The sequence below is a fragment of the Kitasatospora sp. NPDC001540 genome (assembly GCF_042894345.1).
In the GTDB taxonomy this organism is placed as follows: domain Bacteria; phylum Actinomycetota; class Actinomycetes; order Streptomycetales; family Streptomycetaceae; genus Kitasatospora; species Kitasatospora phosalacinea_C.
The window spans coordinates 1-12,640 of record NZ_JBIAVO010000069.1; the positions used below are offsets into that span (position 1 = coordinate 1).

Below are 12,640 nucleotides of genomic sequence, written 5' to 3' on the forward strand. Positions count from 1 at the left end.
GCACCACCCCCGATCCGGCAGCCGCCCCGGAACTGCAGCCGACCCCACGATCGAGCGATGCCGAACCATTAAAAACAGGACTTAACGCCCTCTGAGACATCTCGCTCAACCGCCCGGAGGCCTTGATCTTTCTGTCCTCATCCCGAGCACCCGGCCGTCACCCGATCGGTGGCCGCCCTGAAAAAGCTAACTGACTCCGCCGCGCGCCAGAACCTGGGGCGCCGGGGCCGCACGCCGGTTGTGAGAGTACGCGGCCGGGGCTCCGGACGGGTGTCGATGGCCGGCATGACCTGCTACAAGCCCGGCCAGCGGTCTCGGCTGTTCTACGCGGTCCGGGAGTACAGCGGGCGCAAGGACCAGCCGAAGGGCTTCGGCTGGCGCGACTTCCGTGGCCTGCTCGTCCGCGCCCGCATCCAACTCGGCGGCCCAATTGTCCTGGTGTGGGACAACGTCCGTCTCCACCTGAGGAAGCAGCTGCGCGAGTTCATCGACGCGAACGCCGAGTGGCTCACGGTCTTCCAACTTCCCACCTACGCGCCCGACCTCAATCCGACCGGAGTCTAGTCCCTGGTCAAGCGGGACATTGGTAACCTCGCCGCAGCGAACCTCACGGACGTCACGCGTGCGGTGAAGCGCCGGCTCAAGATCCACGACAACCTCGTCGCACGGATCGAGGAGGCCAAGTGCGAGGGCTGGCTCGGCGATGTCGAGGGCCTGGAGATCCACCTCGCTGGCGCCACCCAGAAACTCGCCCAACTCGACGCGGAGGCAGACCGAAAGCAGCAGGCCATTAATCTAGGCATGCCCTCGTTCCTCGACTCCGCCGCCGTGAAAACCGCCACTCCGTAATGGAAACAGCGTCGCTCCGGAAGAACACTGCGGTTTGTCACGGATAGAGCGATCAGCGACTGAGGTAGGGCTACCGGGAGCGGCGGATGACCGCCTGGAGGATTTTCCGGGTCCGCTCCTCAGCGGTCCCATCGTGTTGCGGTGACAGAATCATCTCACGGAAGTCAGCTGGGGTAAGTGAGTTAAGGGTGTACGGGTCTAGCTTTTCCGGTGTGTTCAATTCGTAGCGTGCGTGCCTGGAGCCGTACTTGCCCACTGTCAGCATTACGACCCTGTTAGCACCTGCGGCCTCCAGCAGGATCCGGGCCCACTCCAATGACTGGCCATGAGTGGTGAAATCATCGAACACGACCACTGTTTTACCTGCCAGCTTCCCCCTGTACCTGGCGCCGATGTGCACAGTCGTGGCCTGGGTGGCGATCGACACGTTCGCTATCCGGCCCGCTCGGCGAGCTGCGGCCCGCTCCAGGCTGGTGTCCATTGCAGCGGTACCGCGTACCAGCAGGTCCTCGCGGTAGTAGCCGTGGAACAACCTGGTCGCCTTATCCAAGTAGGTAGCCAGTCGCTCGCTGACCACACCTACCTTGCTGCTGGGGTAGACGCAGATATAAGGATTGGCTGGAATGAGACCCTCAAGATAGGCGGAAGCCAGGACCGTAAACATCAGGAGGTCTCGCGCTTCCTCGCCGCCGACTTCGATCCGCTTGTCGTACGTGAACACGTCCTTCAGGTCGAACTGGCTTCTCGGGCGGGTGGACGGCAGTATTGCCGAAGCCGGAAGCAGGGAGCGCAGTGACCAGGACGTTTGGTCCAATCGGTGAGACCAGATTGGGGTATCAGTCAGGTAGTCATCAAGGATTTCGGCGATATCGCCAGGATTTTCTGCGGCCAGCGCGGTGACACCGCCGGGTATGCGAGCCGACCACAGGGCATGGACATACAGGACACCCGAGTTGATCGCCGTGCGCCAATCAAGGTTGCTCTGTCCGACGTACAAAAGTTCGTTGCGGGCGATATCGAGCTTGTCGGTAACGACGTCGATCCAGTCGGGAGAGCCGCGACGCTTACCAGAGGGTACATCCGCGTGGCGGATGTACGCGGCTGGCTCAGGGTACCCCGTCATCTCACCGCGCTGGTGCTCGGTAAGCGGGTCGGTGCTGAACAGCACCCAGTTGATGCCTCGAGTCCCTAGTCCGTGCACCAGCTCACGCGCGTCGATCGCCGCCTGGTGGCCCAGGTCGGTCAGGGTCTTGTAGTCGAAGATCACTGCTCGGACGGCCATGTGGCACCCCTCTGCTCGAGCTGATCGATACGTGCCCGCAGTCGCTTGAAGTCCTCGGGGGTGAGCTGTCGCAGCTGGGCCTCGCGCTGCAGTTGTCGTTCGACCAACTGCAGTCCGAACGCCGAGTGACCGTAAGCATTGGCCAGGGCACGGCAGCGGGCGTCGAACGCGCGCCGGCCAGCTGGATCGAAGATATCGAGCAGCTGCCCCGTGGGCTGATCGGCAACCGCTCGGGTCAGGTCTCCCGCGCCCGGCCAGGTAAATCCAATCAGTGGCCGCTTGTAGGAGGTGGCGAATCGCACTGTGTGCGCGGTACCGCCGGTGTACTCACCTTCGGCCGCGACGACCAGATCGGCCAGAGCCGCCTGGAGTCGGTTGCGCTGCACGAACTGCGCCTTACGGTAGCGCTCACCTGGCAGGTACTCGCTGGCCACACACCCGCCCGAGTGAACGATCATGGCGCGTAGGTGGGCTGTCTCAGCAGGGAAAACCAGGTCGGTGCCATGGCCGAGGAACGCGACGTTGCGTACGCCGTCGCGCAAGGCGGCGTCGTGGGCGGCCGCGTCGATTCCGTTGGCAAGGCCCGACACGAGGGTCATGGGATAGGCGGCCATGGTCCGCACGGCAGCCTCCGTCGCCCGCACGCCCTCAGCACTGGCTTTACGTGTGCCGACTACTGCTACGTGTGGGCCAGCAGCCAAGGCGTCTGGGTCACCCTCGACGAATAGCCACAGTGGTCCGTCCGGCAGATTAGCCAGCCTCTTCGGCAGGTGCGCTGGGCCCACGACGCGGACGCCCCTGATCGCCAAGCGATCAGCCGCTGCTGCGGCATCTTCAACGAGCCGAGCCGCGCTGTTGGTCACCTCCTGTGCGGCGTTCGTGGGAACTCGGCTCCGTGCCAACGCACCGCGCAACACCTCAGGCTCCAGCTCGAACAGCACGCCCAGCCGCTCTCCGAAATCCCGCACGATCGACCGTAGGGCCTTGGCCCCCATCCCTCGGACAGATCCCAGCGCAAGCAGTGCCACTTCGAAAGGCACCTGTGTTGCCCCCGGCGCCTCGAGCATGTCTGGACGCGGCGGTACAGCAGGCAGGAGCAGACCAGGTAGGGCCTCCTGTTCACCGGCCTCGCCGGAAATGGGCTGCTCGCCCGCGGCCGCTTGCTCCATGCAGACACCCTACCGGCGTACCACTACCAGCGACGTGCCTGTCCACCAGACAGCGGCTGTGGGCGGTAAGCGGTCGGACAACCGGCCTCCGTGCTTAGTTCGGAGAAGGACTGCTCTGCAGCTCATGCAACCGGCAGGAGGGCCAGTGTGCGGCCGGAGAGATGCTGCGCCCGCCCGATCGGTCGAAGCCGTGCTTCCCGGAGTACCGGGCCGACCCGCCCGCGGCCTGGCTGAACTGGACACACGCCCGGCACTCCGCCACCCTCAACCTGCTGCTCGCGCAGGTGTGCGGTGTGCGGTGCCCCGCCGTTCGCTCCGGCCCTGTGCCCCGGTCGTCCGACACCGGCTGACCGGTCCTCTGTCACTCCTCGTCGTCATCTTCCGTCAGCATGTGCGGACGCGGGCAGTCGGCCGTGTCGACCTGGCCCCAACGCAGGGCGTGTCGGACGGTGGTGGTCATCCAGGCCATGGTCTGCTCCGGGGTGGGCCGGGTGAGCTTGTAGACCTCGCCGATGATCCGCCTCCCGTCAGGGTGCGCGGCGTTTCCGACCCCCGGAGGCGGTGGTGCCGCACGGCACCGGTCCGCGCCCCGGAGACCTCGTCGGCGGTTCAGCTGTCGTGGTCGGGCATCGCCATCGTGGCCGGGATGTACCGCATGCCGTACGGCGCACCGATCCGGTTGACCTCGGCGAGGTCCAGTCGGCCGTCGGCGGTGCGCAGCGCGGAGCCGGCGGCGAAGACGTCCTCGAGGTACTGGTCCCAGCCGCCGGGGGTGGAGACCTGCAGGCAACGGGCGGGCGGCTGCGAGGCGTTGCGCATGGCGTGCGGGACGCCGCGCGGCAGCAGCGCGCACATGCCGGTGTCGAGCCGGTAGGTGCGGCCCCGGTAGTCGATCTCCATGGCGCCGTCGAGGACGTGGACGAACTCGTCCATCTGCTCGTGCACGTGCAGCGGCACGTCGATGTCCAGCTGGTTGACCAGGATGGCGACGCGGCCCTCGGTGTCGGTGGTGGCCGCCTTGACGCCGAAGCCCGGCGGCAGCGGGACCTCGGTCGGACGGTTCTCGTTCGGCTGGAGGACGAAGAATCGCTCGTCGTTCATGGTGCTCGCTCCTTCGGGGCGGCTACACTGAGACGGAACCGGATTCCGATTCCGTTTTGATCCTAGAAAGGAGCCCGCGACGGTGTCAACGAGTTCCCCTGACGGCGGCGGGCGGCGCCCGCGCGCCGACGCCGCCCGCAACCGCGCCCGGCTACTGGCCGCGGCCCGGCGACTGTTCACCGAGCGCGGCGATGCCGTCCAACTCCCGGACGTGGCACGGGAAGCAGGTGTCGGGATGGGAACGGTCTACCGGCACTTCCCCACCCGCGACGCGCTCGTCGAGGCCGCCGCCGAGGACCGCTTCGCGGAGATCCTCGCCTTCGCGCACGCCCTCGCCGAGGAGCCGGGTGACGACCCTCTGCTCGCCTACCTGCGGCGGGTCGGGGAGGTGCTGGAGAGCGACCGCGGGCTGTCCGCCGCCATCGAGGCGTCCCGCGGTACGGCCGGCTCGGCGCCGCTCGGCCACACCCGCGCCCGCCTCGAGGAGGCCGTCGCCGTGCTGGTCGACCACGCCCGACAGGCTGGCACCGTCCGCCCGGACACCACCGTCGCCGACGTCCACCTCCTGGTCGGTGCCATCTCCGCGACTCTCCGCACGGGCAGCGGCGACTGGCGCCGCCTCCTCCGGCTCACCACCGACGGCCTGCGCCCCCGCCACTGAGCCGCGACGCCCCGCACCCGACCGGCGTCACATCCCGCCCGCGGACGGCCCAGGACGCGCCCTACCGGGCTTCCGCCTCCGACGGCCGGCGCGAGACCGTCCTCCCGGCCTCGGTCTCCACCAAGGTCAGCGCGCCCATCCACTCGCCGTCCTCCCGGCAGTCCCGGGCAGCTCGTCCGCCAGGGCGGCGGCAAGCCGATCCCGCGGCACGAGGTCGCCGGACGCGAACCCAACCCGCCCGGTCGGCGAGGCCGACGGCGCGATCCGCCGCACCTCGACCAACCCCGGTCCTCGGCGGCCGGATCACCCCGGCGACCCGGCAGGATGCGGACGGTGTCGTCGTCATGGTGGGCGGCCGCGGCCAGCACGCGGGCGTACCCGGGCCAGGTCCGGGCCCCGGGGGCGGTCAGGGCGCGGACCCGTTCGTCGGCCGACACGATCGCCACCGCCGCCTGCCACAACCCCCATACCGCGTCCGGGAGTTCGGCGACGGGGTCGCACCTGGCACAGATGCCGGCCAGCGAGTCCAGGAACGGCAGGGCGGCACCCGTCTCCAGACCCTGAACGTGCTGGCAGCGCGCCGGATCCTCCTCGGGGACGACGCGCCACTTCCCACCGCCGCGCCGTGCGAACGGCACCGTCGCGGACACGATCGCGGGCAGCGCGACACCGGCCCGCTCCAGCGCCGCCAGGTCCACCGCCGCACCCGCCGTACCCGTCTCTCACGTCCGCACCGTCCTCGCGGTCAGCGCCCGGCGGTCGCGGTCGGCGCGCAGGGCCTCGAACACGGCCGTCCGCGCCTGCCACCCCGGCGGGCGGTTCGGGCTCGATGACGGCGTCGCCGTCCCAGCGGAGCCCGGGCACGTGCACGCGAGCACCTGCCCCCGCCCCTGCCTGCCACCGTCCGACCCTGTCCGCACCCCGGTGCGTACAGCCCGGACGCCACCCAGCCGGCCATCCAGTCCACGATCTGCGCCTGCGGCTGGACCGCGACCGCACGTCCCTCCACCTCCTACACCAACGCCCTCAAGGTCCAGGGCATCGCCGACTACGGCCACGCCGACACCTCCACCTCCTCCTACGAGGAGGACCACCTCGTCCCCCTCGAACTCGGCGGCGCCCCGCGCGATGCGGGCAACCTGCGGCCCGAGCCCTACCCGGCGCGCAGAGCGCCACCATCAAGGACGGCGTCGAGTCCAAGCTCAAGAACGCCGTCTGCTCCGGCAAGATCACCCTGGCGGCCGCCCGCAGCGCCATCAAGACCAACTGGACCACAGCCCTCGCCGTGACCGGCATCGGCCGACAGCCCGCACCGAGCCTCGGTTGCGGTCCGTCCGAGGCGGGGCCCGGTGCTGAACGCGGGGATCGTGAAGGCGCAGCTGCCAGATACTTTGCCGGTGCCGGCTGCGATGGCTCCGTTCTCGCAGTGCCTTCGTAGTGCCCTCGCGGCCCTTGCGGGGGCTGCGTCCATGCGGCGGGGGGGCTCGGCCTCAGGGGGAGTCGGCCGAGCCCTCGTCCGCCGCACCCGCCGCCTGCCCCGGGCGCGCGGCTTCATGCTTGCGTCGGCACCGCCTGGCGGAGCCGGGCCGTTTCGTTTGGTCGGCTGTCCGCCCCCAGGGGCTGAGGCCTCCAGCCCGCTCCGCGCGGAATCTGCGCACGGGGTTCACACCTCGGTTGCCGGGAGGACGCGGCCGCCGTGCTGCCATGGAGGCATGGCACACGTGTCGTTCCTCGTCGTCCTGGTCGTCGTGACGGCCCTGGCCTTCGACTTCACCAACGGTTTCCACGACACCGCGAACGCCATGGCCACCTCGATCGCCACCGGCGCGCTGCGCCCGCGGACCGCCGTCCTGATCAGCGGCGTCCTCAACCTGGTCGGCGCGTTCTTGTCGACCGAGGTGGCCCGGACGATCTCGGGCGGCATCGTGGACGACTCGCTGGTCACCCCGGGGGTGATCTTCGCGGGGCTGATCGGCGCGATCCTGTGGAACCTGACCACCTGGCTGCTGGGCCTGCCCTCCAGCTCCTCGCACGCCCTGTTCGGCGGCCTCATCGGCGCGGTCTGCGTGGGCGTCGGGACCAGCGGCGTCCACTTCACCGCGGTGGTGCAGAAGGTCCTGCTGCCCGCGCTGCTGTCCCCGCTGATCGCCGGCGCGGCGGCCCTGCCCGCCACCTACCTCGCCTACCGCCTGACCTCCGGCGGCCGGCGCGGCCGGCGCGACCGCCCGGAGGCGGTGGGGCCCGAGGGACCCGAAGGGCCCGCGCCGACCGGGCCGGCCGACGACGCGGGCGTTCCCGAGCGGGGCTTCCGGATCGGGCAGGTCTTCTCGGCGTCCCTGGTCTCGCTCGCCCATGGCACCAACGACGCCCAGAAGACCATGGGCATCATCACGCTGACCCTCATCTCGGCCGGAGTGCTGGACAGTTCGGCCGGACCGCCGCTGTGGGTCGTGGCGGCGGCGGGCCTGACGATCTCGCTGGGCACCTACCTGGGAGGCTGGCGGATCATCCGGACGATGGGCCGCGGCATCACCGACATCCACCCGCCGCAGGGCTTCGCCGCCGAGAGCGCCGCCACCGCCGTCATCCTCTCCTCCGCGCACCTGGGCTTCCCGCTGTCCACCACCCAGGTGTGCTCGGGCGGCATCCTCGGCGCCGGGCTGGGCCGTCGGCTCGCCGAGGTGCGCTGGGGCACCGCCGGACGGGTCGCCGTCGGCTGGGCGCTGACCCTGCCCGCCGCCGCGGCGGTCGGCGCGCTGGCCGCGCTGCTGGTGGTCCACGGCGGCACCGCCGGGATCATCGTCACCGCGCTGGCGGCGCTCGCGCTCAGCACCGTGATCGTCCTCGCGTCCCGGCGCTCGCCGGTCGACGCCTCCAACGTCAACGACGACCACACCGTGGCCGTGCGCACGGCCACCACGGCCGCCTGAGCCGCCCCGTCGCGGCCGCCCACCGCTATCCCACCGCGCTCCGGGAGGACCCCGTGCACATCGACTGGACCGCGCTCAGCCAGGTCGCCCTGGTCAGCATCGGCGCCACCACCGCCCTGGTCAACCTGTACGCGGTGGGCCTGCGCACCGCGAACCACGCGGCAGCCGCCCCCGCGCCCCGCCGGCTGCCGCTGCGGCTGGCCGCCGGCCTGTGCTTCCTGGCCTGCCTGGCCGCCACCGCCTACGGCCTCTACCTGATCGTGCCCGCCTTCCACTGACCCCGCCGCGCCCGGCCGAGTACCGGCACTGCAAGTTCGACGGGACGAGTAGGTGGCGCTGCGCCGACAGCTGCCATCGGTGCTGTCTCGGAGCGGACCGGAAACTGCGCGCCCGCGACGGGCCGCGGGCCGCTGGACCTGGCGGGTCGACACCCCGTAGGGCGTGGCGCCCGCGCTACTGCGCCGGGGCGGACGCCTCGATCGCGGCCAGCAGGCGAGCGAGGACGTCGCCGGCGGCTGTGCGGGTGGCCGGGTCCGCATCGCTCAGCAGCGGAGCCAACAGCTCCAGCACGGCCGCCAGCACCGGCACCGGCACGGCCGCGATGCGCAGCATCTGCAACTGGGCCGCCGCCCGCTCGGCGGGCGTGCCCGGCCCCACGGCTTGCGCCGTCTGCCCCAGGTATCGGGACAGACCCGCTCGCCCGTGGTCAGGTCGAACTGGAACACCGTCCCGCGCAGTCCCTCGGAACGTTGCAGCACCACCAGCACAGGCTGTTCGCCGACCGTATCGAGGCGTATCCGCTGGAGCGGATCGCTCACGAAGCCCTCGCCGAATGGGAACTCCCGTACCAGGAAACCGTGTTCGGCATCGAATGCCGCGAAGTACCGTTCCCGGGCCGCATGCCACGCGGGGACCACCGCACGCCCGTCGATCTCGGCCCCTTGCACGAGCCCCGTCCACCGGCCCGGCCAGGCCGCGAAGTAGGCCGCCCCGTGCATTCGCCGAACCCCGCCCGCCCCCACCGGCAAAGGAATACCACGACAGCGCCCCCGACCGCCCCGAACAGCGACGCCACCAGCCGACGGCCGTGTCGACGCACCCGGCCGACGAGTGGAGTGGGTCGCTCCACTGGACGGTCGACGGTGCCCACCAGGACACCGACCGTCCTTGGCGGGCGCGTCAACGCCGCCGTCGGTGCGTCAGGCCTTCCCGTAGACGGTTCACGCCGGTCACGATGGGGCGCAGGAACGGTATCGCCGCGAGCAGCAGGCACTGAGCGATCGCCGCGATCGGCAGGCGCAGCAGAAACAGCGCGTAGGCACACGCCGGGGGCAGGGTGAACGACACCACTGTCGCGACACGGGCGGTCCGCTTTAGGCTGGATGTGGTCCCGGGGCCTGACTTGTTGTCCGCCCATGCTTGGATTCCGAGGGCGAAACTGGTGAGGAGCAGTGCCACCACTTCCACAGTGGTCAGCACCACGGCCACGAGAACATCGACGGCTAAGTGAAGCACCAGGTCATCCTCCTACTCATCCCCGGTGCCGTCCTGAGCAGGAGTACTCAAGTCCGCTGCTGCCACCAGCCGGTGACGTCCCCGCCGCTACACTCCCCGCACCGCTACCGGTCCAGCGCCGGGCCCTCGTACTCGTCGCGCCAGGCGTCCCGCGCCCGCTCGTCCGCGTCCCGTCGGCCGAACAGGCGCGGCCGCTCCTCGGCGACCAGGCCGTCGTCCTCGTCCGCGCACCGGCCGCCCGAGCGCACCCGCCGCTGCCACTCCGGCCATGCAGGGGGCAGCCGGTGCCCGCCCGCGCAGTCCACCCCGCCGCAGTACGACCCCGACCCGAACCCACCGCTCACGCCTGCACCGCCTCCTCGCACACGTGGCCCGAGGCCATCCAGCAGTCGTCCTCGAAGTGCTCCTGGCCCGAGCTGCCGCACTCTCCGCAGTACCAGTCAGCCACCCAGTGGACCGGCACGGCGCCTCCTCGGTCGCCCGCCGCACCGGGGCCAGCTCGGCCGCCCACTCGCCCCCGACCCGGCCGCTCGGTCTACGGGCCCGACTCCGCGAGCCGTTGGACCTGGCGGGGCGACACCCTGTAGGGCGCCCGGCCCCGGCGCCGTGAGTGTCAGGTCCCCGGGTTTCCGGGCGCGGCCGGTGGCGGGAGGTGGTCCAGGGCAGCGGTGAGAGTGGGATGGACGGTGAACCAGTCGGTGAGGCCGGTCATGGCCAGACGCAGGCTCAGGGACGGGGACAGGGGACCGATCAGTTCGGCACCGTGCCGGTGGGCGTCGATCAGCAGGGCGAGGAATTCCTGGCCGCCGTTGTGCAGGGCTGCGAGGTCGACGAGTACGGGCAGGCCGGAGGCGGCGGCGCGGGCGAAGTCGGCGCCAAGGCCGCTGACGCTGCTGTCGGCGGCGCCGCGCAGCAGCAGGACGTAGGCGCGGTCGAAGGTGGCGTGCAGGACCAGCAGCCCCTGCTCGCCGTGAGGTTCTGGCGCACCGCGTGGGTGCGTGCTGTCCATGCTGCCGTGCCGTGCCGTCCCGGGCCGGCGCTCAACCGGTCCTACGGCCACGGAGCGCGGCGGGTACGAGGGCGTGAGGGCCGGGGTGGGCGTCGGGACCGGTGCGGCGGCGCGGCTGGGAAACTGCCCCGGTGACGTCGATGGTGCTGTGCACGATCGCCCCCTTCCTGGGGGCCGTGAGCACGACGGGGTCGGCACCACGAACGGCGGCATCGACGGCGAAGGCGGACTTCGAGTGCCCGTGTGGAGGGCGATTCCCGAAAACCGGTAGACCGCTGCCGGGGTCCGGCTACGACCTACCTCTTGTCCGCTCATCCTCCCACGTCCCGGCCGCCCGGATGCCGAGCCCTGGCACAGCGTGACGCCCACCCCGCCCCAGGACCGGACGGCGAACCGGCCGCCCTCGCCCTCGCCCCGGCCCTGTACGGCCCGCTGACGGCCGCTCGGCGCCCCGCCGGGCCGATCCGCCGTGCGGCAAGGTGGCGGGGCCGCCACCAGCCGGTGGCGGCTGTCGACGCCCGTTGTTTCTGTGCGGTCAGTAGGGGCGTGAGCATGGGCTTCGCAGTTCGGGTGGCGGGTGGTGTGCAGGTGAGTGAGCGGGCTGTTCACGTTGCTTGGGGAGTTTCACACCCTGTGGCCGGCGGTTTTACGGCAGCGGGGTGGGTTTGTGCAGTTGGGTTGAGCAGCGAGCAGACTCACCGAGCCGCTCCACGGGGATCATGATGAGCGAACGCCCGCCCGTGGACCGGGCTCCTCCCGCGTTGTCCGGCTACTCGTCTGTCTTCTCCAGCACCTTGACCGCTTCGTCTTCAGCGTCGGCTCTGCGGTACGCCGCAGCCGACTCTTCCCGCACGGCCCGTACCTCGTTCGCTGGTCGACCGGCAGCGAGCAGGGAGTCGGCGAACTCGTCCAACGCTTCCCCCAGCCAGTACTGGTCTCCCAGCTCCTCGAACAGGGCAACAGCGCGCTCACCGGCCTCCACCGCCAGCCCGATCTCACCACGCCCACGCAGTACGGTGCCGAGGTTGCTCCAGGCCATCGCTTCGCCGTGCTGGTCGCCGAGCGCCTGGTACTGGGTGAGGGCGGTGCGGTGGGCCTGTTCGGCTTCCTCCAAGCGCCGCAGCTCCTGCAGCGCGCTGCCGAGGTTGTCCCAGGCCATGGCTTCGCCGTGGTGGTCGCCGAGGGTCTGGTACTGGGTGAGGGCGGTGCGGTGGGCCTGTTCGGCTTCCTCCAAGCGCCGCAGGCCCTGCAGCGCGCTGCCGAGGTTGTTCCAGGCCATGGCTTCGCCGTGGTGGTCGCCGAGCGCCTGGTGCTGGGTGAGGGCGGTGCGGTGGGCCTGTTCGGTTTCCTCGAAGCGCCGCAGGCCCTGCAGCGCGCTGCCGAGGTTGTTCCAGGCAGTGGCTTCGCCGTCGTGGTCGCCGAGCGCCTGGTATTGGTTGAGGGCGGTGCGGTGGGCCTGTTCGGCTTCCTCGAAGCGGCGCAGGCCCTGCAGTGTGTTGCCGAGGTTGTTCCAGGAGCCGGCCTCTCCGGCCGGGGCGCGGCTCTCGCGTGCCGCGGCGAGGCCGATATCGGCGACCTCCAGGCGGCTTTCGAGATGGTGACGCACGCCGAGATAGGTGCTGAGATGGGAGGCGAGGTCCTGGGCGATGCCGTGGCGGCCGGTGGTGTGGGCGCTGTGGACAGCAGCGACGAGGTTGGCGCGCTCCGCGTCCAGCCACCCCAATGCCTCCGCCCGCCCGGCAAACCGTCGCCCCAAGCCCAGGTCACGCCTTCTGGCGTCCGTCATGTCCACGTGTGCGTCCGCGTCTCGTGTGGTGCGCGTGTAGTGCACAAGGAGGCGATGCAGGGCCGCAGCGGTATGGGCGGGGTGGCGGGCGACTTGTTCGGTGGCGTAGGCGCGCACGAGGTCGTGCATACGCCACCGCCCGGTGTCGGGGTCTTGACGAATCAGGCTGGCCCTGGATAGGGCGACCAACCGGTCACGGACGTCCTTCGCCTTGCCGATCCCGGTGAAAGCGACGGCGGTCTCGGTGGAGACATCCGGCCCGGGGTTGACCGCAAGGAGACGGAACAGCTCGGCCTGGGGAAGTGACAGGCGCTCGTAGGAGCGATTCAGGACCGACC

General features: G+C 70.6%; 14 protein-coding genes. 5 read left to right on the plus strand and 9 right to left on the minus strand.

The window, feature by feature from the left end:
- The first annotated feature begins 240 nt into the window (after positions 1 to 240).
- Positions 241 to 564, plus strand: coding sequence for a transposase (locus ACFY00_RS37440; RefSeq protein ID WP_388038546.1), 324 nt, complete (start codon positions 241 to 243; stop codon positions 562 to 564).
- 63 nt (positions 565 to 627) lie between these two features.
- On the plus strand, positions 628 to 849 hold the full coding sequence (locus ACFY00_RS37445; protein WP_388038549.1) for a hypothetical protein: 222 nt from the start codon (positions 628 to 630) through the stop codon (positions 847 to 849).
- 70 nt (positions 850 to 919) lie between these two features.
- On the opposite strand, the gene ACFY00_RS37450 is transcribed toward ACFY00_RS37445, so the two are convergent.
- The 3 genes from ACFY00_RS37450 to ACFY00_RS37460 all read right to left on the minus strand — a co-directional run bounded on the left by ACFY00_RS37450 (position 920) and on the right by ACFY00_RS37460 (position 4,401).
- A complete protein-coding gene (locus tag ACFY00_RS37450; RefSeq protein ID WP_388038552.1) occupies positions 920 to 2,131 on the minus strand; it encodes a hypothetical protein in 1,212 nt (403 codons plus the stop codon).
- On the minus strand, positions 2,113 to 3,300 hold the full coding sequence (locus ACFY00_RS37455; RefSeq protein WP_388038554.1) for a DNA-processing protein DprA: 1,188 nt from the start codon (positions 3,298 to 3,300) through the stop codon (positions 2,113 to 2,115). The genes ACFY00_RS37450 and ACFY00_RS37455 overlap by 19 nt, the downstream gene beginning before the upstream one ends.
- Positions 3,301 to 3,909: 609 nt before the next feature.
- Complete coding sequence (locus ACFY00_RS37460) at positions 3,910 to 4,401, minus strand: cupin domain-containing protein (RefSeq protein WP_388038556.1); 492 nt, start codon at positions 4,399 to 4,401, stop codon at positions 3,910 to 3,912.
- 82 nt (positions 4,402 to 4,483) lie between these two features.
- Between ACFY00_RS37460 and ACFY00_RS37465 the strand changes: the two genes are divergently transcribed.
- From ACFY00_RS37465 to ACFY00_RS37475, 3 genes are all read left to right on the plus strand, one after another.
- Positions 4,484 to 5,062 carry a TetR/AcrR family transcriptional regulator gene (locus tag ACFY00_RS37465; protein WP_388038558.1) on the plus strand — a complete coding sequence of 193 codons (579 nt, stop codon included), beginning with the start codon at positions 4,484 to 4,486 and terminating at the stop codon, positions 5,060 to 5,062.
- A 1,712-nt stretch (positions 5,063 to 6,774) separates the two neighbouring features.
- On the plus strand, positions 6,775 to 7,992 hold the full coding sequence (locus tag ACFY00_RS37470) for an anion permease (RefSeq protein WP_388038561.1): 1,218 nt from the start codon (positions 6,775 to 6,777) through the stop codon (positions 7,990 to 7,992).
- A gap of 53 nt (positions 7,993 to 8,045) precedes the next feature.
- The gene (locus tag ACFY00_RS37475) at positions 8,046 to 8,270 is read left to right on the plus strand and encodes a hypothetical protein (protein WP_388038564.1); all 225 of its coding nucleotides are present in this window, start codon (positions 8,046 to 8,048) and stop codon (positions 8,268 to 8,270) included.
- Between the two features lie 175 nt (positions 8,271 to 8,445).
- Here the strand turns inward: ACFY00_RS37475 and ACFY00_RS37480 are convergent, their stop codons facing one another.
- The 6 genes from ACFY00_RS37480 to ACFY00_RS37505 all read right to left on the minus strand — a co-directional run.
- Positions 8,446 to 8,649, minus strand: coding sequence for a hypothetical protein (locus ACFY00_RS37480; protein WP_388038567.1), 204 nt, complete (start codon positions 8,647 to 8,649; stop codon positions 8,446 to 8,448).
- Between the two features lie 522 nt (positions 8,650 to 9,171).
- Positions 9,172 to 9,507 (minus strand): hypothetical protein, encoded by a 336-nt coding sequence (locus tag ACFY00_RS37485; RefSeq protein WP_388038570.1) that lies wholly within the window; start codon positions 9,505 to 9,507, stop codon positions 9,172 to 9,174.
- A 104-nt stretch (positions 9,508 to 9,611) separates the two neighbouring features.
- The gene (locus ACFY00_RS37490) at positions 9,612 to 9,851 is read right to left on the minus strand and encodes a hypothetical protein (RefSeq protein WP_388038572.1); all 240 of its coding nucleotides are present in this window, start codon (positions 9,849 to 9,851) and stop codon (positions 9,612 to 9,614) included.
- Positions 9,848 to 9,970: a hypothetical protein gene (locus ACFY00_RS37495; protein ID WP_388038575.1), complete on the minus strand. Its 123-nt coding sequence runs from the start codon at positions 9,968 to 9,970 to the stop codon at positions 9,848 to 9,850. The genes ACFY00_RS37490 and ACFY00_RS37495 overlap by 4 nt, the downstream gene beginning before the upstream one ends.
- A 150-nt stretch (positions 9,971 to 10,120) precedes the next feature.
- Positions 10,121 to 10,516, minus strand: a complete 396-nt coding sequence (locus tag ACFY00_RS37500) for a hypothetical protein (RefSeq protein ID WP_388038578.1) — start codon at positions 10,514 to 10,516, stop codon at positions 10,121 to 10,123.
- 769 nt (positions 10,517 to 11,285) lie between these two features.
- A partial coding sequence (locus tag ACFY00_RS37505; RefSeq protein WP_388038581.1) for a tetratricopeptide repeat protein occupies positions 11,286 to 12,640 on the minus strand: 1,355 nt, incomplete at its 5' end.